The sequence below is a fragment of the Alteromonas sp. BZK5 genome (assembly GCF_014349115.1).
GTDB classification, from domain to species: domain Bacteria; phylum Pseudomonadota; class Gammaproteobacteria; order Enterobacterales; family Alteromonadaceae; genus Alteromonas; species Alteromonas macleodii.
The window spans coordinates 1-21,916 of record NZ_JACSOE010000034.1; the positions used below are offsets into that span (position 1 = coordinate 1).

The following is a 21,916-nucleotide window of genomic DNA, read 5'->3' on the forward strand; positions in this document are numbered from 1 at the left end:
TTTGTTGTGTCACCTTGATGTAGAACCACTATACCTGCGGTAACACGCCGCGATTACGAACATTTTAACTCTCGCTGAGTGGGTAATGATCTATGCGGACTGGTATGAGCATAAGCGTAGTAAATCGGCATTCATGAGGGTTTATTGGGTAACGGTTTTGGTTAATCTCATTTTGCTTGGGCTAATTGCATTTGAAGTGATTAATACGCAGGCATTCATGGTTGAAATTTAGCGAAATCGATACCCTTCAATGTCAAAACCAAAACCACTTTCGTAGCCCTTAACATACACCCATCCTTTATTCGGTAGGCGTTTGTGCTCACTTTCCCTTAAGCATAAGCGCCCATCAGACAGGGGACCGTTCTCTTTTAGCAAAAGTGGATGTCGACAGTGCTTAGAGCCGCTTCCTTTTTCATAAGCAAATTTTCTTTCTGTTTCTTGTTTATCGGACGCTAAGTGAAGCGTGTAGGGCAATGCCGTATCAACAAAACTAAACCACAAGAAAAAGGCTAATAGCGGCATGCCAAATAACGTCATTTTTCCACGCAAATCTTTAGTTACATACTGCGCGTATCGTTTATCAACAAAAATAGTGAGGTAATAAAAGGCGCTATAAACAACAGTGAGAAGTACGATGGCCCAATTCGAATTGTCTAGCCAAGAATTGATCACAATAAAATCGGTTAAAACAATTACGAACATTGCGCCAATGAGTACTAAAAAAGCGCCGTTACTGATACGTGTTATTGGATGAAGCTCAGACCACTTAGGTCGAGTAAAATGCTCATCTTGATGGGCGCTATCCGTATCATTCTCAGGTGGCAGCGTTGCCCGCTTAGCAGCGAGCTCATTTTTTGCTGCCTGATAGCGTTCTGGAAAGGCCTGCTTATCAATATTTTCCAGAACGTCCTCAAGCTCTTCTATGCTATAAGCGGCGTAATTTGGTTGTTCGGTGATGGCAATACATTGATACTTCCTTGTAAACGCATCCTTTCTCTACGCGCTATTTCAGCGCCGTATGCACCGCATTAAGTGTTACCTACAATAATCTGCTACAAATTCCAGTACCAAATTTGGCATGTCGCAATGTTCACTTTACGCAGACTGTGCTTGGCTTTTTCTGCATCACGCTTAGACTCGTAAGGGCCCAGAATAACGCGGAACCAATCGCCGTTGCTGCCAGTGCTGTGTCTGATAAGCGCCTCTAAACCTTGGAATGCAATTTTGGCTTTCATCTCTTCAGCCTGCGCGCGGGTTCTAAACGAGGCGCACTGCATTAAATAGCGTTTGTCAGATTTTTCTTGCTCTTTGACCTCAACTTCTACTTCATATCCTGGAAGGGTCTTAATGTACTCCCATTCTTCTTCAGGAAGCTCAGGTAACGTCTCTTCTGTAGGAGCCACAGGTCGTGAAGCTTGTGTATCCACGTCGTCTTCTACATTGTCTTTTATTGACCACAAAAATGCACCAAAGCCAATCACCAATGCGAATACGCCAACAAGGCGCACAATAGGAAGTTTTCCAGAAACCGGGGCGTTAGATTGCGCATTTGATTGCGCGCTTCTGGCCGGTTTTCTACCTTTACCAGCAGGCTTCTTTTTTTGAGGAGAGCGTCCACGAGAGACATAATCGCGTTGAGCCATAGTCGGCAATATTCCTACTTGTTATCGTTGTTTGTATGCGTAAGAAAACGTCATATACCAAATCTTTATGAAGCAGCAGCTTTCCTGCACTTCAATCCTGCAGAAATTTTAACGTATTGCAACCCAACAAGCTAACTGAAATCGGTAGGATCAATATCTATCGACCACCTTACCTTCATTGCCTGTGGCAACGCCTGTAAAAATGGCAGCGCCAAACGCAGCGCATTGTGAAGCGGCGCACGCTTTTCATGGCTGCATACCAGCATAAACCGAAACCTGCCTTGCCGCTTTTCAATCAAACAAGGAAACGGGCCATTTAGCTCAATGGCATGCTGCTGGAGAAATACTTGCTTACTGTCTTGTAAAAAGCGGTAGGCCAAACTGCTGTCGGTCGCTTCTGCGCGAATGACAAACTGGCTAATAAATGGGGGAAGCCCTGCCGCTTTTCGCTCCATTAAAGCGTGTCTGGCGAAATGCCCATAGCCATTGTGCACTAAATCTTGTAGCAAAGGGTGATGGGGGTTGTGAGTTTGCAGCCACATCTCACCAGGTTTACTGGCGCGCCCTGCTCTTCCAGCAAGCTGAGTTACAAGCTGAGCGAGCTTTTCTGGTGCTCTAAAATCGGCACTAAAAAGTGCACCATCACAATCTAGCACCGCCACTAAGGTTACATGCGGAAAATGGTGACCTTTTGATAGTATTTGGGTACCTACCAGCAGCTGGTACTCTTGGCGGTTTATTGCATCTAGCGTCTGATGCAGTTTGTCTTTGCCCCGCACGGTATCGCTGTCTATTCGTACCTGCTTAACACCGGGAAATAAACTTGCAAGCCCTTGCTCGACTTGCTCGGTGCCCGTACCCGCCGTAACTAATTCATTGTGATGGCACGCTTCGCAGTTTGATGGCATTGAGCGCATGCCGCCGCAGTGATGACACTGTAAACGGTTCTGCGCTTTATGCACAGTATAAGGGCGGTCACAACGCTTACACATGACGGTTTCGCCGCAGTGATGGCAAAGCAGCGCTGGCGCATAGCCTCTGCGATTCACAAACACCAATACCTGATTTCCCGCGTTGATATGCTGGCGCATTATCGTTAGCAAGCCTTGCGAAATACCGTAGTGAATGGGTTGGTCACGCGCGTCCAACACATGCTGATGCGTGCTTTTCGCCCCTCCCGCTCGCTTAGTTAACTGCAAATGGGCATAGCGACCGCTTAGCGCATTATTAAGTGTTTCGAGTGCGGGCGTGGCGCTGCCTAATAAAAGAGGAATATTGTGCTGCTTAGCCCGCATAGCTGCCAAGTCACGGGCGTGGTAGCGAAGTCCATCTTGTTGTTTAAAAGACTCGTCGTGCTCTTCATCCACAATCAGCATGCCGGGGTTGTGCAGCGGGGTGAAAATAGCCGAGCGAGTACCGATGATTATCCCGAGTTCACCTGCTTTTGCTCGCTGCCATACATGTAACCGTTCTTTATCAGAAAGCTGAGAGTGTAAAACGCCCACTGCAATACCAAAGCGCTTTTCAAAGCGTGACACCGTTTGCGGCGTCAGCCCAATTTCTGGCACAAGTATAAGCACTTGCTTCCCTTCACGCAGCAAGGGTTCGATAGCTTGAAGATACACTTCCGTTTTACCGCTACCGGTAATCCCTTCAAGCAAACTTACAGCGAAATTGCCCTGCTGACGATTAAGTGCGGCAATGGCAACCGATTGCTCAGTATCTGGAATTGGCTTTTCAGACACCGATAACGAGGCAAGCCAACTGCCTGACTTAAATTCAGGCGCAACTTCTTCAATGCTTATCAATGACTTTTCGACAAGTGCTTTGACCGCAGGTGCGCCATACTGCTTGCGCGCTTGGGACGCTAATAAGGCACCACCGGCCAGTGCAGTAAAACAGGCTTGTTGTTTAGGCGCCCGCGATAACGTGTCTGCAGTCGTTTGCTTACCTTCTTCGGTAAGCATCAACATGTCTTGGGGTGTTGGCGCTGCTGACTCGCCTTTGCGCAATAAAACAGGCAGCATGGCGTGTAGCACTTCACCCGGCGCATGATGATAGTACTGCCACAGCCATTGGGCCATTTTCAATAACACCCCATCTATAATAGGGCTATCGTCCAGTACCGACTCAATGGCTTTTAGCTTGTTGGAGTTTTCAATGTCGCTTTCAGTTTTGTGTAGGGTTTCAACAACTACGCCCACAAGTTTGCGCGGACCGAAAGGCACAACTACTCTTACACCCGCACTTAGTGCGTTATCGTGGGTATACGTGAAAAGTTGGCGCAGTGGCACTGGCACGGCAACTTGGATAAAGGCCATTGCGAAGGTTCTACCTTATTTGACGATTGTTAAAGCGCGTAATGCGCTTACTAAGCTTCTTATGTTGAAACTAATTATACTGAGGCTTCTTGCAGACCTATACGTTACAGCAGTTTGCGCTGCTAACAGCTAGCTACACATTTTGCTATTAGCGCATGATTTTGCCACTTGAGCATCTGACCGAGCCTTGAAAGACAAATATTTAAACATACTTTACTGTTAAGCATAAAAAGAATGTTTTTTGTTTGGCCTTTTTATACGGCTACCTTTTTATACGGCTACCTTGCCTAGCTCTCTTGTTTAGCATTTGGCCAAAAACCGCTTGATCAAGGCCCTGCCATCCTTTATTATGCGCCGCTCTTTTGCGATAGGCTGTTCTTTGAACAACTTATCATTTGAATTAAGTAACGTATGGTGTGCGACTTCGGGTTGTATAGCGATACGGCCTTATTATGTGAGGTAACCCAATGAAACAAGATATCCACCCAAAATACGAAGCAATCACAGCAACTTGCTCATGTGGTAACGTAATGAACATTCGCTCTACGCTTGGTAAAGACATCAACCTAGACGTATGTTCTTCATGTCACCCATTCTACACTGGTAAGCAACGTAACGTTGACACTGGTGGTCGTGTTGATCGCTTCAAGAAGCGTTTCGGTGCATTGGGCAAAAAGTAAGCCTGATATCGAGTTCGAAAAAAAGCGCCTTTATGGCGCTTTTTTATTGCTTAAAATTCACGCTTCACACAAACAAGGTGTGCCAAACAGCGCTTTACCGCCGTTGTCCTACGTCAGGCCAGTACCTAGCCAGTTTAACAAGCCCTGCAACTCGCCTTTCTGAAAACGTTTTTAGCTTAATTTACAATATTCAGCGTAACCTGAACTCAGTGAAGGTTTTTAACATTAGATAAATGCCTGTCCCAATTGCCGCCACTCACTTTCTTACACTCTTCTTCGCTATCAAAATAAATACCAACGGGTGCTGACTTAATTGACGCCAAAGCAATATTCACTTGGTTTATGAAGTCTATATCCCAACCATTAGTTAACGCCCGCTGCTTCTCCTGCTCAGTATTAAACACGGCAATCACTTGCGGCGCTCTCCAATGCCCTACGTGAGTTAGCCAAACAAATCCATTATTGGTAGATTTTACGCTTTCGCACACATCGGTTAGCACGGTTATTAGTTTTCTTTCTGTCATATCCTCGCCTTCAGCGCGAATTTTGAGTGGGCTTTCACAGGATTTTATCAGAAATATTAGATGGAGAATTAACGAGGTATATCCCTTCGTTCCATTTTCCTGATTTGGGTTTCTGTCCAATGCATTTATGAGAACGTAGACCCCTTTGATAGCTTTGTTTTCATCCTCCACACAATAGACCTACAGAATGTTACAACAAGTAAAAATAAATAGCATGAATGGTAATTATAGCCCCATTTTACTGGTCTAATTAGTATGCCTAACCTACATTGGTATATGAGAATTCTGATCAGATATGTACACAGTGATTGGCTGTGTTAGAGTTGCGATCGGCACTTTGATAGTGAGCATTAATTCTGTGAATAATGCATTGCTTTCAAGACTTATGGCGCTTTTGGGTACATAAACCAGAGGCTTGTATCCATTAAGGTATGTGAACAAAATCAGTAAAGGTTAACGCCTAGTCTGCTTTTCCACATGCCACCTTGGGGCCTATTGATGATTGCTGTAAAACAAAGATCAACAAGCCCTAGTGCTAACAACTATTTATAATCACTTTTGTCATTACTTGGTTGTAACGCGCTTACGTTTATCTACCTATAACTATAACGACAATAAAATAGCTACAGAGCGTGAACGAAAACACCGATGAACCCTACATCTAAGGATACCTTTTTACATGTCAGATTTTAGACAACGCGCACTCGACTATCACGCCAAACCCACACCCGGAAAAATCCGCGTAGAGTTATCTAAGCCAGCAGATAGCGTCGATGACCTTGCTCTTGCCTACAGCCCAGGCGTTGCCGAGCCGGTCAGAGAAATTGCTGAAGATGCAGATAACGCCTATAAGTACACGGGTAAAGGAAACCTGGTTGCCGTTATCAGTAACGGAACCGCGATTTTAGGGTTGGGTAACCTAGGCCCACTGGCATCGAAACCTGTTATGGAAGGTAAAGCCCTTCTGTTTAAACGCTTTGCTGGCCTGGATGCCATTGACATTGAAGTGAAGCATCGTACAACCGAAGAGTTCATTAATACAGTAGCGAATATCGCTGACACATTTGGCGGCATTAACTTAGAAGACATTAAAGCGCCTGAATGCTTTGAGATTGAACAAGAGCTAATTAAGCGCTGTAAAATTCCGGTATTTCATGATGATCAGCACGGTACCGCTATTGTTACTGCAGCGGGCATGCTTAATGCTCTGGAAATTCAGGGTAAAAGCATAGAGAGCGCTAAAATTGTGTGTATGGGTGCCGGTGCAGCAGCGGTCGCTTGTATGGAACTGCTTATAAAGTGTGGTGCCCAGCGTGAGCGTATTTATATGCTAGACAGAAAAGGCGTTATCCATACTCGTCGCGAAGACTTAACTGAGCACAAAAAGCTATTTGCTAACAATACTGACAAGCGTACGCTTGAAGATGTAATGGAAGGCGCGGATATTTTTGTTGGTGTGTCAGGACCGGATGTTTTACCACCAGAAACACTGGCCTTGATGGCTGAAAACCCAATTGTATTTGCATGTTCTAACCCAGACCCTGAGATAAAGCCTGAACTTGCTCACGAAGTACGTAAAGATCTTATTATGGCTACCGGACGCTCGGACTACCCTAACCAGGTTAACAACGTACTGTGTTTCCCGTTTATTTTCCGTGGAGCACTAGATGTTCGTGCAACGGCCATTAACGATGAAATGAAAGTAGCGGCAGTAGAAGCCCTTCGTGCTATCACGAAGGAGCCTGTACCAGAAGAAGTACTAGCTGCCAGTAAGAGTACTAGTCTGACATTTGGTAAGGAGTACATTATTCCTAAACCTATGGACCCGCGTTTATGCGAGCGTATTGCTACCGCCGTATCTAAGGCTGCGATTGAATCTGGCGTTGCACGCGTGCCTGAAAGCCCAGAAGAATAAAATTCTGGCGCATAAAGCAAAAAAATGGAGGGGCTAGTGCCCAACCTTTATTTGCTAAAAGGTGCGCTTAGAGAATACAAGTACATAAAAAACGGCGCCGTGTTGTAGGTTATCAACTAGCAATAACTTACAACAAAGCGCCGTTTCTCTTTAATACCAAATATCAGTCGTCTTCCGACACATCGTTTTCGAAGCTTGGATCAATACCCATTTCTTCCATAATACGTCTTACTTCAGCCGGTACGCGATTAGGATTGTCTTTGCGCAGGTCATCATCGTTAGGCAATGGTTGACCGGTAAACGCATGCAAAAATGCTTCGCACAACAGTTCTGAATTAGTGGCGTGACGCAGATTATTGATTTGGCGGCGAGTACGCTCATCAGTAAGCGCCTTAAGCACATTAATAGGTATAGAGACAGTGACTTTCTTTACCTGTTCGCTCTTCTTGCCATGCTCTGCGTAGGGGTGAATATATTTACCGTTCCATTCTGCCATTGTACTAACTCGGTCTACTCTTTTTTATGTTATGAAGAGAAATTCTAAACAAGTTCACGAAAAGGTCAATTGAGCAGTGTAAACCTCTTGACGTCTAGACATATATTCTTTAATTTAGACGTCTAAACGTCTATAAGAATACATTTTTGAGAGAAAAAGCCATGGTTTCTTACGCACAAGGTATCGATGCATTAAACCAGTCCCTGTCGGAACTGCGTGATATTGATGTATCTTTTGAATTCTTTCCGCCTAAAACGGAAGCCATGGAACAGACCCTGTGGAAGTCAGTTGAACGTCTCGCGCCACTAAAGCCAAGCTACATGTCGGTAACCTACGGCGCGAATAGCGGTGAGCGTGACAGAACCCACGACGTTGTAAAACGCATTCAGCAGCAAACCGGTGTCGCGGCGGTTCCTCACTTGACCTGTGTTGATGCTAGCCGAGATGAACTTAAACAAATTGCTAAAGACTACTGGGATTCAGGCATTCGCCGTATTGTTGCGCTTCGTGGCGATTTACCGCCAGGAGTAGAAAAGACAGAGATGTATGCCTCTGATCTTGTTGCCTTGCTAAAAGACGTTGCCGATTTTGATATTTCTGTTGCTGCCTATCCAGAGAAGCACCCTGAAGCACCAAATGCGCAGTTTGATTTACTAAACCTTAAGCGCAAAGCAGAAGCAGGTGCCACAGAAGCGATAACCCAGTTCTTTTTCGATACGAGTGTGTACCTTCGATTTAGAGACCGTGCAGCCGCAGCGGGTGTCGACTTAGATATCGTTCCGGGTATTTTGCCGGTAACCAACTACCAAACACTGGTGAAATTTGCGGGGTTCACAAATGTTCATGTGCCGGGATGGTTGCACAAGATGTTTGACGGCCTTGATGCCGACGACCAAGCTACCCGTAATCTTATAGGCGCTAACATTGCTATGGACCAAGTTAAAGTACTCGCTAAAGAAGGGGTAAAACACTTCCATTTCTATACTTTGAACCGTAGTGAATTGAGCTACGCCATCTGCCACATGCTCGGCGTGCGTTCAGGCGCTTAATAAATAACGACAATCAGGACCGTGCTTACGTTGTTTAATGAAGTACTCCACAAAAGGCGCAGTCAATGCGCCTTTGTTGTATAAAGCCTGCATTAAACTTTGCCACCAAGGCCGCCCGCAGTTACCATCTGATATAACATGTAATGAACTATCGATGCTTTATAACAGTACGCATAGATAAAACCGCGCTGTTTACCATTTACACGGTATCGTCAGGAGAAATTGAGTGGATTTAGACAAGGTTAAAGCCTTATATAACAATGTTACTCCTCAGGTTAGAGATCTCTTTAACATCTTCATAAAGCGCTGTAGAGAAGACAATATTACTATCTCTGCTGGGCACTTAGCCTATGTAACTTTATTATCTTTAGTACCATTTATCATGGTGACCTTTACCATTATGTCGGCTTTTCCTGCCTTCGCATCTGTGAGAAGCAAGCTCGAACATTTTGTTTTTAGCAACTTTGTTCCCACCGCCAGTGATGTGGTGCATAAATACATGACCGATTTTGTAGGCAATGCCTCACAAATGAGTGCTATTGGTATTTTGTCGCTGCTGCTCGTTGCGTTAATGCTTATATCAAACGTAGATAAAACCCTGAATAGAATTTGGCGTACGCAAAGTGACAGACCTATTGTGTATACCTTTGCTATTTACTGGATGGTGATCACTCTTGGTCCAATGTTAATCGGGTCCAGTGTGGTGGTCAGTTCTTATTTAACTGGATTAGCGGCATTCACCGAAGAATACACACCAGGTCTTGGTACCTTCTTACTCAGTCTTGTACCAAGCGGCGCAGCCATGCTTGCTTTCACCATTTTATACATGGTGGTTCCTAATAGAAGAGTCTTTGCTCGTCACGCACTGGTTGGCGCTATCGTGGCTACTATCGCTTTTGAAATTACCAAGTCAGGCTTTGCGCTTTATGTTACGAACTTTCCTTCGTACGAACTTATTTACGGCGCGCTTGCGGTGGTACCTATTCTGTTTTTGTGGGTGTATTTGTCGTGGGTAATTGTGCTGTTTGGTGCTGAATTTACCTGCAGCCTAGGTGAAGCGTTTGAAAACAGAAAAGCAGAAAACGAACCCCGCAAGGTACCTCAAGAATAATCAGCCCTACAGGTTTAAAATAAAGAAGGGAGCTTCTCGCTCCCTTTCTATTTATTACTGCTTAAAAGCTAGTTTTTCATTGAAGAAATAAACGCATCAGACTCGGCAATAGCAGAATTCATTTGTCTGATAAGCTGAGCGACGTTGTTCTCAATGGTAGAGAGCTCGCCCTGCAGCGCGCCTATCGCGCTGGCATTTAAGTTATGTTTCAAGTACAGCACATTATCTTGAAGCGCGCTTAATACCGGCGGCATTTTACTTTCCGCTTTGCGCATAGCCGTCATTAGTGAAGAGTAACGACGCTTAGTTTCGCGAAGCTTCGCCGCACTATCCCGCTTCAGCGATGCGTTCTCATACTTCTCTAACTCTTCAGACCATTCATCGAATAAAGCCTCAGCTACACTTTCCACCTTGTCTATACGTGAACTCACTTCTTCCGAGGCGGCAACACTATCTTCGTACTGACCGTTTAATCGATTGTAAACATCTTCAAGCTCACCGCCATCAAATGCAACGGCCGCGCTGAATGCCTCAAGCGCCGAATTAAACTGCTCTTGAGCGTCCTCTTGTGATTCTTTCGCGTTTTCAACGCGGTCTACTAAGATATCACGCTTTTCAACGCCCACTTTTTCCCATGCTGCGTAATATGCAGACTGACACCCACTAAGGGCAAGGATAGCAACAAATGCTGATGCAAGTAGCTTCATGCGGTTACTCCACCTCTAAAGCGCGCTGCGCTTATAATACTGATTAAATGCAAAATGGCACCTAATGGCCAGAATACGATAGCAAGAACGACGGTCGCAGCCAGGGCATAACAGACGCCTACGGTAATGAAATAGAACAGCGCGCCCAGTATTCTGCCTTGAACCAAATGACCTAAACCAGGAATAAAGAAGTTACAAATTGCGGCGATTACATTACCGCCCGATCCTTGACCTGCCATATAAACCTCCTCGCATTTATGACTATAATATGATTAGCTAGCACGTAATGACACTTGTTCTATAGTATACACTTAAGATTTATCGCTTATTTTACAAGCATAAACAGCGTTAAAGCAGTCAGCACGCAACCGTTTGTATAACAATAAACTAAACTAAAACAGGCACTCACACAACGCGCAGAAACAAAATGAAACGACTTTACCCCGATGTTACCTACTATGAAAATGGATTTATCGAAGTGGGAAGTGGGCATTCGCTTTACTTCGAGCAAAGTGGTAATCCAAACGGCATCCCTGTGCTCTTTATTCACGGAGGCCCAGGTGCAGGCTTACCCCCTAATTACAAATGCTTTTTTGACAGCAATAAGTATCGCATTATCGGCTATGAGCAACGTGGTTGCGGCCGCTCTACGCCTATCGCTGACACGCTAAACAACGACACATGGTCGAATGTTGAAGATATCGAAGCATTGCGTACACACCTTTCAATTCCAAAATTTCTCTTGTTTGGCGGTTCGTGGGGTTCGACACTCGCCCTGCTCTACGCGTTAAAGTACACGCCGCGAGTGACAGGACTCATTGTACGTGGCGTATTTTTAGCTCGACAGGAAGACAGGGATTGGTTTTTATCGCCAAATGGCTGTGCAGCTCAATTATTTCCCGAGTATTACCGGAAATTTACAAAAGATGTGCCTAAGCCTGTGACCTCTAATTCAGTGTGTGATTTCTATAGTGCAATGGTGCGTTCTAGCAATGATGTACTAAGACATTCAGCGCTTAAAAGATGGTACCAATGGGAAGAGAGACTTTCTCGTATAACTCTACCACCTGGTGTGGGTGACTCGACAACTAATTACCCTATGCAGCTGGTCACCTGTTTAGCCACATTGGAATGCCATTTCCTATCTAACCAATGCTTCCTAGACGAAAACTATATTCTTGAAAACATTAGCAAAATAAGTCATATTCCTGGAACAATTGTACATGGTCGTTACGACATGATCTGCAAAACAGAAGCGGCGGAGGCACTTCACAAAGCGTGGCCTCAAAGTCAGCTACAAATTATCCCCGACGCGGGGCACAGTACTTCCGAGCCTAGTATAGGTTACGCACTCTGCCGTGCTACCCGCGACATGTCTCGCTTTATTCAGGAGTCGTCAAAGTGATAGGACTAATTCAACGCGTATCGGAAGCCAATGTCACCGTTGCCGGTAATGTTATCGGCGAAATTGGTAAAGGCATGCTGGTGCTCTTGGGTGTAGAGAAAGAAGACGGTGACGCGGAGATTGAGAAACTAGCAAATAAGCTCTGTCGATATCGCATGTTCAGTGACGAAGACGGAAAAATGAATCTAAATGTTGAGCAAGTGGGAGGCGAAATACTGGTGGTCTCTCAGTTCACACTCGTAGCCGATACGCAGAAAGGTAATCGTCCTGGTTTTTCACGCGGCGCATCGCCAGAACACGGCCAAGCCATTTATGAAAAGTTCGTTCAGTCTCTAAAAAATAAAGGTATGGTGGTGGCCACTGGCGAGTTCGGCGCTGATATGCAAGTAGGCCTAATTAATGACGGCCCCGTCACCTTTCAATTTAGCGTTTAGCGGGTAAAATCGTACGCTTCGTCAGCATCCCAAACTTGCTTACATAATTAAGCTTGTACCGCATGTATTCTTACGTTTAAATACTCGTTCATTCATTTAAGAAGGCCGGTTTATTGTGTACAAGGTAGTCACACCAAAAAGCGATGCCGAGTTTGAAGCCTATTTTCATTTTCGGTGGGAACACTTACGCCAGCCATGGAATTTCCCTCCAGGCTCTGAAAAAGACGAATATGAACAAGTCGCAGAGCACCGTATTATTACTAACCGAAATGGCGAAATTGTAGCTTGCGGCCGTGTGCATTTGAACACAGCCGAAGAGGCACAAATTCGTCATATTGCGGTTCACCCAGGCCATCAACGCAAGGGCTTAGGCCAAATGATCATGGCCGCACTCGAAAACGTTGCGAAAGACTTGGGCGCCGAGCGCGCTGTAACGAACAGCCGCGAAATATCTATCGACTTTTTTAGCGCATGTGGCTTTGAAGTTGAGCGTGAAGCGCCTAACGAACTAGGCATGCTGAAACGTCAACAAATGGTCAAGAAGTTCACTGAAAACAACACATTAGTACTTCACCCTAAGTGGTGTAAATCGCTGCAAGAGACATGGTCTGAGACCATTCCTATTACCGAGCACATGGGAATTAAGCTTTACCAGTACACTGGCCGCACGCTTGAAACCCGTGCATCATTAAACAAAAACATCAATATTCACGGCACTATGTTTGCTGGCAGTATTTTTTCTTTAGCTACACTAACTGGCTGGGGCATGATTTACTTGCAGCTTAAAGAGCGTGGATTAGACGGTGACATTGTATTGGGCGATGGTGATATTCATTACCATAAACCCATCACGATGAAGCCAAGGGCAATCTGTAATATTGAAACCTTGTCTGGAAAGTTCAAGCCGCTAGAGAACGACAACAAGGCAAGGTTTGAGCTGAGTGTGGCAATTTTAGATGGCGACACCCCTGTGGCGGAATTTGAAGGGGTATTCTACGTACTTCCTCCCTCTAAAAATGAAGAAGAGTAGCGTTACGGATTAGCGATCATCACTAATTCGTACGAGCCGTCATTAAGAACAAAAATCCACTCATAAAAAAAGCGCCGTTAAGGCGCTTTTTTCGTCGTTAAGCTATTTGTAAGCTATGCACTGCGTGTACTACGCGACCATAGCTGCTTGAAGCTTTTTCATCGCGTTCTTTTCAATTTGACGAACACGCTCTGCAGAAACCTGATATTTATCAGCTAAGTCTTGCAGAGTAATCTTGTTGTCTGCTAACCAACGAGTTTCGATGATATCTTGGCTACGCTCGTCTAGCGTTTTAATCGCTGAGTACAAGCGCTTGCTCGCCGCTGTATCCCAGTCGTTGTTGATTACGTCAGTTTCAACATCTGAAGATTTGTCTTCTAAATACTGAACTGGCGCAAAATTGCCTGTTTCATCTTCGTCCGCAGTTAAATCGAACGCTTGGTCTTGAGAACTCATACGCGCTTCCATTTGAAGCACTTCTTTTGTACTCACGCCTAATTCGTTCGCTACTGTTTGCACTTCGTCATGAGTAAACCAACCAAGACGCTTCTTCGCCTTACGAAGGTTAAAGAATAGTTTGCGCTGCGCTTTGGTTGTCGCAACTTTCACTATTCGCCAGTTTTTAAGTACAAACTCATGAATTTCTGCTTTGATCCAATGTACCGCGAAAGAAACCAAACGTACGCCCACCGTTGGGTCGAAACGCTTAACGGCTTTCATCAGACCGATGTTACCTTCTTGAATTAAGTCGGCTTGTGGTAAGCCATAACCTGAGTAAGATTTTGCAATGTGCACTACAAAACGAAGATGTGACATTACTAGCTTACGAGCGGCTTGTAAGTCTTCGTCTTCGCGAAGGCGCACTGCCAACTCGCGCTCTTCCTCAGCGCTAAGCATATCAATGCTGCTTACAGCTTGGATGTAGCCTTCAATGCTACCGCTGTGTGGCACTGACAGGGCCATAGATTGCAAATTGTTGCTCATTGTTCACCTCATTTATTGCCGCTTCATATTAGCAAAGTAACCGAAGCTGCGCGAGACCTAATTAAGATATGAAGTCTAACCAATATGTAGTTATAGTGACAGTTTCTACAATATCAAGACCTAAATAAAGAAAAAAAGTTCAACTCTACAGCTTGCGGTCCATTTACGAATGCATTCACCGCAAACACTAAGCCTAGACTATCGACTTCACATCAAATGACACGCTGCACTTTCTGGCGTCGTGCCTTTGGGTCGGTCATTTAACCACTACATCATTATACTTTAATTACACATACCAAAGTGAAGGCTAATCTCACTGGTATGAAATCCAACGCTTATTTATTACACGCTAGTTACCCGAAACATAAGATTTCCATTATCTCTAAGATAAGTCAGCAAGGTGCCTACGCGTCAATACAGTATGTAAACCTTGTATATGTCATCTTATACCTTGCTTTTCTGGCTGGAAACTGAAAATAATAGATTGAATTAATCGATTTTGCACTACAACCGCTGTACAGCATTTTCCAGACAACAATTATAAGAGACTGGAAGGGAAATACTTAAGGAAAGGAGTAAGGCAAGTGAAGCAAAGAGGATCTTGATGTTTGCTTACGTCGCTAGACAGCCAATATTTAATGTAAACAGAGAAGTTTACGCCTACGAACTACTTTTTCGTGTTGGAGAAGATAACTGCTTTCCCGATATACCTCCTGACGAGGCTACCTCGAAAATTCTTACCTCTACCCATTTAAGCTTAGGTATTGAAGAGATAACCGGAGATAAGAAAGCCTTCATTAACTTTCACCGCGACACACTTATGTTTCGTTTTCCGACCTCTCTGGATGCAAGCAAAGTGGTCATTGAGATTGTAGAAACCGTTGACGTTGATGATGCGCTGGTAGCCGCTTGCAAACATATTCGAGGTCTTGGCTATCCTATTGCTCTTGACGACTACGACATGAAAGGGAAGTGGGAAGCATTCATTCCATTTACCAGCATAGTCAAAATTGACATTACAGAGATCCCCCACGACAAAATTCCCGCCCTTGTCGAACGCTTCAAATCGAACAAAATACAGTTGGTTGCAGAAAAAATTGAGACCTATGAAGAATTCAATAAATTCAAAGATATGGGTTTCGACTATTTCCAAGGATACTTTCTAGCTAAACCCGAAATCGTAAGGCACAGAAAGTTAGGGCCCAGCAGCCTAACCATGATGGAGTTACTTACGCTAAGTAGCCAGGCAAAGCTTAATTTCGATGAAGTAAACAAAATCATTGAACGAGATCCCTCGCTTACCTACTTGCTGCTGCGGTTTATCAACAATCCTCTGGTCAACAAGCGATATAAAATAACGTCACTTAAACACGCGTTAACCTTTATGGGCGAAGTAGAAGTGAAGAAGTTCATATCATTGCTGGCTCTTGCAAACCTAAGCGATGGTCAACCTACTGAGCTAATGCAAATGGCGCTTGTTCGCGCTAAGTTCTGTGAACTGGTCTACACCCAGCTTAAAGATGCCGATGACCCGTTAAAAGGTTTTCTTACTGGCCTGCTTTCTTTGCTTGATGCCATGATGGAACAGCGAATTGACGATTTGGTCAGCAAGGTTCCAATTAGTGACGACGTTAAAGATGCCCTGTGCGGTAGCCCTGGTATGCTTCGCAACTGTCTGACACTGTCACAATTCTTTGAAAGAGCTAAATGGACGGGCATTCAGCAATTCGCAACAAAGTATGGTGTTAAACAGAGTCTTCTGCATAGTTATTACAACGAAGCGATAAAGTGGGCTAAATACATTCATAAGGCCGCTTTGAACGACAACTAAGCCTACGATTACGCCAGTTGATGTGAAATTAATCGTTGAATAGTTGTTAGATTGCGCTTACATATCATAGACTAGGGTCAGTTCTTTTGGATGACACATTAAAGAACACCTAACCTTAGCGTGTGACGTAGCGCTAGCTAAGCCTCTAAATATAACAATAAAAATAACCTTAACCGTGTTGTATCAGGAATAGATTATGTTCGCGTTTATAGCTCGCCAGCCTATTTTAGATAAAAGCAAAAGTGTTTTCGCCTATGAGCTTCTGTTCAGAGATGGCAAGTCTGGTGCTTATCCGGAACATAACGAAGAGAAAGCTAAGTATATTTCTGAGCACTTCCATCCACTTGGGCTTGATGATATCAGCGGCGAAAAAACGTCTTTTATCACGTTCTCGTCAGATACAATTATTTCCCGCTTTCCTACATCGCTGAACCCTGAGTCGGTAGTGGTTGAACTGGCTGAACCAACCGACAACACCAGCGGCCTATTCGAAGCATGCCAGCACATAAAGCAACTTGGCTTTAAGCTAGCTATCGATGACCCTATGATGGTGGGTTCAAAACACGACATATTTCCTCTTATCGATATTGTGAAAGTCGATGTGACAAAAACCCGCTTTGAAACCATTGAAAAGCACATTCCGCGCTATCACGATGCGAACGTGCAATTAGTGGCGGAACAGGTTGATACACAAGATAATTTTTCAACGTGCGTAGATTTGGGTTTCGACTTCTTCCAGGGTTATTTTTTCTCGCAACCGGAAGCACGTATTCTACGACAGCTTCCAGCGTCTAAAATGAACATTGTTGATTTGATGGGCGAAAGCTCTAGCAGCGACTTTGACATAGACCGTATCAGCCAAATTATAGAACGAGACGCCACCTTAAGCTTCTTATTGCTGAAGTTTATCAATAACCCCACTATTAATAAGCGTTACAAAATTACATCACTAAAGCACGCGCTTAATTACATGGGTGAAGTAGAGATTAAGAAATTCATCGCTTTGTTAAGTTTAACGAACTTAGGCGATGAAAAGCCCCTTGAAATCATTCATATGTCTTTAGTTCGCGCTAAGTTTTTCGACTTACTTGCTGAGCGTAGAGGTCTTAGAAATAATCCGCCCATCTCCTTTTTGGTTGGTTTATTTTCGCTTCTTGAAGGGTTACTTGATCAGTCTATGACAGACATTGTAAAGCAGCTGCCGCTTTCCGATGAGGTTAACGATGCACTACTTGGCAAGAACTTAGAAATGAACAGCTATATGACTTTGGTTCGCGCCTTTGAAAGCGCCCTTTGGATGAATGTCATAAAACAAGCTAAAGTGCTTAATATTGACCAGAAGCAGCTGCATATGCTGTATAACCAAGCCATCATTTGGGGCAATGGAGTGCGCAGCGCTATCTCCTCACACTATCCCCGTGCGGTAGCTTAAGTACAAAACTAAGAACACGCCTACTTACCGCCAATAACGTCATACAGTGACTTATATATTTCGCACTGTAGGCGTGTAAGTATACTCACGTCTACGACTACTTGGGCTCTATTTCCCTTACATGACGCTGCACAGAGATAAGTGAGCCCAGTAAACCGAGCAGCACCGATAGTCCCAGCATAGTCAGCAATGCAGAACCGGTTAATCCGGTAATGTTGAAATCCTTCTGATACATAGCGGCAAACGTAGTGATGCTGCTATCCATCCACCATAGTATGATAATAACGGCAAACCACGCCATTAGTCCGCCCAATAGGCCATACCAGAAGCCTGTATATAAAAACGGGCGATGGATAAACGCATCGGTTGCGCCAACCAGCTTCATCACTACGATTTCGTCATACTTGTTCAAAATATTCAGACGAATGGTGTTACCAATAATTAGTACAACGGCGATGAAAAGTAGTAATCCTATTAGCGTAACCAAGTCTCTGGCAATATCGATAACGGCATATAAACGCTCTAACCATTCGATATCCAGTTTACCTATATCAACTTCACGCTGCTGTCGCAGTTTATCTAGCAGTGCTTTCGCTGCCGTCGGCGACGCGTGTTTTTCGTTTGGCGTTACTAGCACTACATCAGGCAGTGGGTTTTTCTCTAGATAGGCGATGGCATCGCCCAACCCTGACAAGTGCTGAAATTCTTTAAGCGCATCATCCGCTGGAATATAAACAACGCTGTCTATTTCAGACCAGCTGTTTAATCGTGCCACCAGCTGTTGCGAACTTGCCGCGTTGATATCTGGCTTTAAAAACAGAGATATTTCTGACGCCTGATCCCAGCCTGCTGTAATTTTCTCAGTATTTTTCACCATGATATAAAGCGTACTAGGTAGCGTAATACTCAGGCCTAGTACCCCAATAGTCATTAAAGATGCCAGCGGCTGACGCCACAGCTCTCCAAGACTCGCCAGCGCTTGGCGCACATGGCTGACAAAGAACATCACAATAGATTGGACAAAGCCCACTTTGGCAGAAGACGCCCCTTTTGCACGTCCTTTAAACAAAATACTCATGACCAGGCTCCTTCACTGCTGGCTGAACTTGTGCCATCAAGATCATCAGTAAGGCCATCGGTGATCATTTGACCATTTTTGAGGGTCAGCGTGCGATAACGCATGCGAGCAATCAGCCCTAAATCATGGGTTGCAATAAGTACTGACACGCCCGCTTGATTGAAGTCTTCGAAAAGACGAATAATTTCCATAGAAAGCTTGGGGTCGAGGTTACCGGTCGGTTCGTCTGCCAGCAGTAACGGGGGTTTATTTACTACTGCTCGCGCGATCCCCACTCGCTGCTGCTCACCACCAGACAATGTAATAGGCAGGCAACGCGCTTTATCTCTTAGCCCTACCATTTCAAGCGCAGCTTCTACGCGCTTGCGAATTTCTTTGTGGGTGTAACCCTCAATGACTAGCGGTAACGCCACGTTGTCAAAAACCGACTTGTCCATCAGCAGCTGGTGACTTTGGAAGATCATGCCGATATCGCGGCGTATATAGGCAATATCTCGACGGGTAATGGCGTTAAGGTCGTGGCCATTAATAAGAACGCGCCCTACTGTTGGGCGCTCCATTAGGCTGATAAGTTTAAGTAGCGTGCTTTTTCCTGCGCCAGAATGCCCTGTTAAAAAGGCCATTTCACCCGGCGCAATATGAAAATTCACCTTGCTTAGCGCACGTTGTCCGCCCGGATAAGTTTTGCTTACCTGCTCAAACTTTATCATTATTTTTCCCTACCGCTTTGCTGGTTTTAGCTTTCAGGTGTGTCCATTTCGCTAAACAACGCATCAATAAATTCTTGTCCATCAAACTGGCGTAAATCATCAATACTTTCGCCAACACCTATATACCTTATAGGAATTTTAAACTTATCGGCAATAGAGAATATAACGCCGCCTTTCGCTGTACCGTCTAACTTGGTAAGCGTGATGCCTGTTAAGCCCACGGCTTCATTAAACAACTTGGCTTGGCTAATGGCGTTTTGCCCTGTACCTGCATCCAATGTAAGCATAACTTCGTGAGGCGCATTCGGATTAATTTTCTTCATTACGCGAACCACTTTCTTAAGCTCTTCCATCAAGTTGTTCTTATTCTGCAGGCGCCCTGCCGTGTCGGCAATAAGGATATCTGTGCCGCGCGATTTTGCTGCTTCTAGTGCATCGTAAAGTACCGATGCACTGTCAGCGCCAGTGTGCTGTGCGATAACCGGAATATCGTTGCGTTCGCCCCATACTTGAAGCTGTTCAACCGCCGCCGCTCTAAAGGTATCACCCGCAGCAAGCATCACTTTCTTACCTTCTTGCTGGAACTGCTTAGCTAGCTTACCAATAGTTGTGGTTTTACCTACGCCATTTACGCCAACCATTAAGATAACGAATGGACCTTCACTGGAATCATGGGCCTGCATCACTTCTGACAGAGGCTGATTCACTTGAGACAGCATGCCTGACATTTGTTGCTTCATGATGTCTAGCAAGGCTTCGGCATCTTTTAAATCTTTTCGAGAAGCACTGTCGGTGAGGTGATCGATGATTTTTTGCGTAGTGTCCATACCCACGTCAGCGACTAACAGCTGCGTTTCAAGATCTTCGTACAGCTCGTCATCGATGGTTTTGCCTTTAAACAGGCTAACAATACCACTGCCTAGGTTTTCTTTTGTACGAGATAGGCTTTCTTTTAAACGTGCAAATAACGACTTTTTCTCTTTCGGCTTTTCTTCGGCTTTGGCTTTAGCCTGTGCTTCTGCTTTAGCGCGAGCCTCTTCTTCCGCTTGTGCCTTCGCCTGTGCTTCAGCTTCTGCCTTTGCGCGAGCTTCTTCTTCCGCTTGGGCTTTCGCCTGTGCTTCAGCTTCTGCCTTTGCGCGCGCTTCTTCTTCCGCTTTAGCCTTCGCCTGTGCTTCAGCCTCTGCCTTTGCGCGGGCTTCTTCTTCCGCTTTAGCCTTCGCCTGTGCTTCAGCTTCTGCCTTTGCGCGAGCCTCTTCTTCCGCTTGCGCCTTCGCCTGCGCTTCAGCTTCTGCCTTTGCACGCGCTTCTTCTTCGGCTTTAGCCTTCGCCTGTGCTTCAGCTTCTGCCTTTGCGCGGGCCTCTTCTTCCGCTTGGGCCTTCGCCTGTGCTTCAGCCTCTGCCTTTGCGCGGGCCTCTTCTTCCGCTTGGGCCTTCGCCTGTGCTTCAGCTTCTGCTTTAGCGCGAGCCTCTTCTTCCGCTTGTGCCTTCGCCTGTGCTTCAGCTTCTGCCTTTGCGCGAGCTTCTTCTTCCGCTTGCGCCTTAGCCTGTGCTTCAGCCTCTGCCTTTGCGCGAGCTTCTTCTTCCGCTTTAGCCTTCGCCTGAGCTTCAGCCTCTGCCTTTGCGCGGGCCTCTTCTTCCGCTTTGGCTTTCGCCTGCGCTTCAGCTTCTGCCTTTAAGCGAGCTTCTTCTTCCGCTTGGGCTTTTTGTTTCTCTGCTTTTTTGTTCTTACTGAACCAGCCAAAAAGTTTCGACATCGTTAGGACAAATCCTTATAAATTCTTAGCAATTTCGGCTACACTTGCCGCCTAATGTATGAACGCATGATACCATTGTCAGCCACTATGAAGCGAGTTTCTCGCCCTACTCGGGCACCATCTTCTGCAAAAAAACCTTATTCATCCCAAAAAGGGAAACAATCAGGGAAAACCCAAAGCACAAATAGTCCTGGGCAAATACGCATTATCGGTGGCCAATGGCGTGGTAGAAAGTTACCCGTACTCAATGCAGAAGGGTTAAGGCCAACTACAGACAGAAACAAAGAAACCTTGTTTAACTGGTTAATGCCGTACATAAACGATGCACGCTGCTTGGATGTATTTGCGGGTTCTGGTGGACTAGGTTTAGAAGCTCTGTCTCGCTATGCAGCACATTGTGATTTTATAGAGCTGGATAAACAGGCAGCAAGCCAGCTTAAAAGTAATCTTACCTTATTAAAAGCAAATGAACTGGCGTCAGCAACCGTTCATCAAGGGGACGCACTAGGTATTTTAAAAGGCATCAGCCAAGCGCCTTACGATATTGTTTTTGTCGATCCGCCTTTTGCGAAATCATTGGTAGCACCTACGCTGGCTGCGCTAGAAGATAACAAACTTGTTCATAGTGGTAGCGTGGTGTATTTAGAGCACGAAAGTGCGCTAACAACGCCCGCTCTCCCCGCCCATTGGCAAATTATTAAAGACAAACAAACTAGCGCGCTGCGCTATATGCTAATTGAGATATGTTGATTGATAACGATTGAAGTGCCTCAATTGAGTAGAGATAAGCCGTGACCTTTAACTAAGTACAC

At 45.1% G+C, this 21,916-nt stretch carries 21 protein-coding genes; 10 read left to right on the forward strand and 11 right to left on the reverse strand.

Translation table 11 applies throughout. The annotated features are described in order from the left end of the window. Positions 1 to 228: 228 nt before the first annotated feature. The 3 genes from BIZ39_RS22265 to priA form a co-directional block, all read right to left on the reverse strand. The gene (locus BIZ39_RS22265; protein ID WP_239219316.1) at positions 229 to 702 is read right to left on the reverse strand and encodes a hypothetical protein; all 474 of its coding nucleotides are present in this window, start codon (positions 700 to 702) and stop codon (positions 229 to 231) included. 350 nt (positions 703 to 1,052) lie between these two features. Beyond that, positions 1,053 to 1,643, reverse strand: coding sequence for a cbb3-type cytochrome oxidase assembly protein (locus tag BIZ39_RS11400; RefSeq protein ID WP_014977575.1), 591 nt, complete (start codon positions 1,641 to 1,643; stop codon positions 1,053 to 1,055). 131 nt (positions 1,644 to 1,774) lie between these two features. Beyond that, positions 1,775 to 3,964, reverse strand: coding sequence for a primosomal protein N' (gene priA / locus BIZ39_RS11405; protein ID WP_187447013.1), 2,190 nt, complete (start codon positions 3,962 to 3,964; stop codon positions 1,775 to 1,777). 467 nt (positions 3,965 to 4,431) lie between these two features. Between priA and rpmE the strand changes: the two genes are divergently transcribed. After that, complete coding sequence (gene rpmE, locus BIZ39_RS11410; protein WP_014977577.1) at positions 4,432 to 4,644, forward strand: 50S ribosomal protein L31; 213 nt, start codon at positions 4,432 to 4,434, stop codon at positions 4,642 to 4,644. 206 nt (positions 4,645 to 4,850) lie between these two features. Here the strand turns inward: rpmE and BIZ39_RS11415 are convergent, their stop codons facing one another. After that, a complete protein-coding gene (locus BIZ39_RS11415) occupies positions 4,851 to 5,168 on the reverse strand; it encodes a hypothetical protein (protein WP_039226843.1) in 318 nt (105 codons plus the stop codon). Between the two features lie 679 nt (positions 5,169 to 5,847). On the opposite strand from BIZ39_RS11415, the gene BIZ39_RS11420 reads away from it, so the two are divergent. Further along, positions 5,848 to 7,083, forward strand: coding sequence for a malic enzyme-like NAD(P)-binding protein (locus BIZ39_RS11420; protein WP_014950978.1), 1,236 nt, complete (start codon positions 5,848 to 5,850; stop codon positions 7,081 to 7,083). Between the two features lie 163 nt (positions 7,084 to 7,246). On the opposite strand, the gene metJ is transcribed toward BIZ39_RS11420, so the two are convergent. Continuing rightward, a complete protein-coding gene (metJ, locus tag BIZ39_RS11425) occupies positions 7,247 to 7,579 on the reverse strand; it encodes a met regulon transcriptional regulator MetJ (protein ID WP_187447014.1) in 333 nt (110 codons plus the stop codon). A 161-nt stretch (positions 7,580 to 7,740) separates the two neighbouring features. On the opposite strand from metJ, the gene metF reads away from it, so the two are divergent. Together metF and BIZ39_RS11435 are read left to right on the forward strand one after the other, a co-directional pair. Further along, positions 7,741 to 8,628 (forward strand): methylenetetrahydrofolate reductase, encoded by an 888-nt coding sequence (metF, locus tag BIZ39_RS11430; RefSeq protein WP_014950980.1) that lies wholly within the window; start codon positions 7,741 to 7,743, stop codon positions 8,626 to 8,628. Between the two features lie 226 nt (positions 8,629 to 8,854). Next, positions 8,855 to 9,739, forward strand: coding sequence for a virulence factor BrkB family protein (locus BIZ39_RS11435; protein ID WP_168463670.1), 885 nt, complete (start codon positions 8,855 to 8,857; stop codon positions 9,737 to 9,739). Between the two features lie 68 nt (positions 9,740 to 9,807). Here BIZ39_RS11435 and BIZ39_RS11440 read toward each other — a convergent pair whose 3' ends face one another. Together BIZ39_RS11440 and BIZ39_RS11445 are read right to left on the reverse strand one after the other, a co-directional pair. Next, positions 9,808 to 10,446 (reverse strand): DUF2959 domain-containing protein, encoded by a 639-nt coding sequence (locus tag BIZ39_RS11440; RefSeq protein ID WP_061096009.1) that lies wholly within the window; start codon positions 10,444 to 10,446, stop codon positions 9,808 to 9,810. Further along, a complete protein-coding gene (locus BIZ39_RS11445) occupies positions 10,443 to 10,685 on the reverse strand; it encodes a hypothetical protein (RefSeq protein WP_014950983.1) in 243 nt (80 codons plus the stop codon). Before BIZ39_RS11445 ends, BIZ39_RS11440 begins: the two co-directional genes overlap by 4 nt. A gap of 188 nt (positions 10,686 to 10,873) precedes the next feature. Between BIZ39_RS11445 and pip the strand changes: the two genes are divergently transcribed. The 3 genes from pip to BIZ39_RS11460 all read left to right on the forward strand — a co-directional run bounded on the left by pip (position 10,874) and on the right by BIZ39_RS11460 (position 13,315). Next, on the forward strand, positions 10,874 to 11,851 hold the full coding sequence (pip, locus tag BIZ39_RS11450; protein ID WP_168463740.1) for a prolyl aminopeptidase: 978 nt from the start codon (positions 10,874 to 10,876) through the stop codon (positions 11,849 to 11,851). Continuing rightward, positions 11,848 to 12,285 (forward strand): D-aminoacyl-tRNA deacylase, encoded by a 438-nt coding sequence (gene dtd / locus BIZ39_RS11455; RefSeq protein WP_039226792.1) that lies wholly within the window; start codon positions 11,848 to 11,850, stop codon positions 12,283 to 12,285. Before pip ends, dtd begins: the two co-directional genes overlap by 4 nt. Before the next feature lie 115 nt (positions 12,286 to 12,400). Then, entirely contained in the window at positions 12,401 to 13,315 is a 915-nt protein-coding gene (locus tag BIZ39_RS11460; RefSeq protein ID WP_014950986.1) for a bifunctional GNAT family N-acetyltransferase/hotdog fold thioesterase, read from the forward strand. Between the two features lie 129 nt (positions 13,316 to 13,444). Here BIZ39_RS11460 and rpoH read toward each other — a convergent pair whose 3' ends face one another. Further along, on the reverse strand, positions 13,445 to 14,299 hold the full coding sequence (rpoH, locus tag BIZ39_RS11465; protein ID WP_014950987.1) for an RNA polymerase sigma factor RpoH: 855 nt from the start codon (positions 14,297 to 14,299) through the stop codon (positions 13,445 to 13,447). A gap of 604 nt (positions 14,300 to 14,903) precedes the next feature. On the opposite strand from rpoH, the gene BIZ39_RS11470 reads away from it, so the two are divergent. Both BIZ39_RS11470 and BIZ39_RS11475 read left to right on the forward strand, forming a co-directional pair. Beyond that, on the forward strand, positions 14,904 to 16,130 hold the full coding sequence (locus tag BIZ39_RS11470) for an EAL and HDOD domain-containing protein (protein WP_061096012.1): 1,227 nt from the start codon (positions 14,904 to 14,906) through the stop codon (positions 16,128 to 16,130). Between the two features lie 196 nt (positions 16,131 to 16,326). Continuing rightward, positions 16,327 to 17,562, forward strand: a complete 1,236-nt coding sequence (locus BIZ39_RS11475; protein ID WP_187447015.1) for an EAL and HDOD domain-containing protein — start codon at positions 16,327 to 16,329, stop codon at positions 17,560 to 17,562. Between the two features lie 97 nt (positions 17,563 to 17,659). Here BIZ39_RS11475 and ftsX read toward each other — a convergent pair whose 3' ends face one another. From ftsX to ftsY, 3 genes are read right to left on the reverse strand one after another with little or no spacing between them, the layout of a single operon-like run. After that, the gene (ftsX, locus tag BIZ39_RS11480; protein ID WP_061096014.1) at positions 17,660 to 18,640 is read right to left on the reverse strand and encodes a permease-like cell division protein FtsX; all 981 of its coding nucleotides are present in this window, start codon (positions 18,638 to 18,640) and stop codon (positions 17,660 to 17,662) included. Next, complete coding sequence (gene ftsE, locus BIZ39_RS11485) at positions 18,637 to 19,350, reverse strand: cell division ATP-binding protein FtsE (protein ID WP_014950991.1); 714 nt, start codon at positions 19,348 to 19,350, stop codon at positions 18,637 to 18,639. Before ftsE ends, ftsX begins: the two co-directional genes overlap by 4 nt. 26 nt (positions 19,351 to 19,376) lie before the next feature. After that, positions 19,377 to 21,104: a signal recognition particle-docking protein FtsY gene (ftsY, locus tag BIZ39_RS11490; protein WP_187447016.1), complete on the reverse strand. Its 1,728-nt coding sequence runs from the start codon at positions 21,102 to 21,104 to the stop codon at positions 19,377 to 19,379. A 66-nt stretch (positions 21,105 to 21,170) separates the two neighbouring features. Between ftsY and rsmD the strand changes: the two genes are divergently transcribed. Beyond that, complete coding sequence (rsmD, locus tag BIZ39_RS11495; RefSeq protein WP_187447017.1) at positions 21,171 to 21,854, forward strand: 16S rRNA (guanine(966)-N(2))-methyltransferase RsmD; 684 nt, start codon at positions 21,171 to 21,173, stop codon at positions 21,852 to 21,854. Positions 21,855 to 21,916 lie beyond the last annotated feature (62 nt).

Bases quoted from the DNA above. Each gene is read 5' to 3' on its own strand.
- BIZ39_RS22265 (WP_239219316.1), bottom strand. From the start codon at position 702: ATGTTCGTAATTGTTTTAACCGATTTTATTGTGATCAATTCTTGGCTA.
- BIZ39_RS11400 (WP_014977575.1), bottom strand. From the start codon at position 1,643: ATGGCTCAACGCGATTATGTCTCTCGTGGACGCTCTCCTCAAAAAAAG.
- priA (WP_187447013.1), bottom strand. From the start codon at position 3,964: ATGGCCTTTATCCAAGTTGCCGTGCCAGTGCCACTGCGCCAACTTTTC.
- rpmE (WP_014977577.1), top strand. From the start codon at position 4,432: ATGAAACAAGATATCCACCCAAAATACGAAGCAATCACAGCAACTTGC.
- BIZ39_RS11415 (WP_039226843.1), bottom strand. From the start codon at position 5,168: ATGACAGAAAGAAAACTAATAACCGTGCTAACCGATGTGTGCGAAAGC.
- BIZ39_RS11420 (WP_014950978.1), top strand. From the start codon at position 5,848: ATGTCAGATTTTAGACAACGCGCACTCGACTATCACGCCAAACCCACA.
- metJ (WP_187447014.1), bottom strand. From the start codon at position 7,579: ATGGCAGAATGGAACGGTAAATATATTCACCCCTACGCAGAGCATGGC.
- metF (WP_014950980.1), top strand. From the start codon at position 7,741: ATGGTTTCTTACGCACAAGGTATCGATGCATTAAACCAGTCCCTGTCG.
- BIZ39_RS11440 (WP_061096009.1), bottom strand. From the start codon at position 10,446: ATGAAGCTACTTGCATCAGCATTTGTTGCTATCCTTGCCCTTAGTGGG.
- BIZ39_RS11445 (WP_014950983.1), bottom strand. From the start codon at position 10,685: ATGGCAGGTCAAGGATCGGGCGGTAATGTAATCGCCGCAATTTGTAAC.
- pip (WP_168463740.1), top strand. From the start codon at position 10,874: ATGAAACGACTTTACCCCGATGTTACCTACTATGAAAATGGATTTATC.
- rpoH (WP_014950987.1), bottom strand. From the start codon at position 14,299: ATGAGCAACAATTTGCAATCTATGGCCCTGTCAGTGCCACACAGCGGT.
- BIZ39_RS11470 (WP_061096012.1), top strand. From the start codon at position 14,904: ATGTTTGCTTACGTCGCTAGACAGCCAATATTTAATGTAAACAGAGAA.
- BIZ39_RS11475 (WP_187447015.1), top strand. From the start codon at position 16,327: ATGTTCGCGTTTATAGCTCGCCAGCCTATTTTAGATAAAAGCAAAAGT.
- ftsX (WP_061096014.1), bottom strand. From the start codon at position 18,640: ATGAGTATTTTGTTTAAAGGACGTGCAAAAGGGGCGTCTTCTGCCAAA.
- ftsE (WP_014950991.1), bottom strand. From the start codon at position 19,350: ATGATAAAGTTTGAGCAGGTAAGCAAAACTTATCCGGGCGGACAACGT.
- ftsY (WP_187447016.1), bottom strand. From the start codon at position 21,104: ATGTCGAAACTTTTTGGCTGGTTCAGTAAGAACAAAAAAGCAGAGAAA.
- rsmD (WP_187447017.1), top strand. From the start codon at position 21,171: ATGATACCATTGTCAGCCACTATGAAGCGAGTTTCTCGCCCTACTCGG.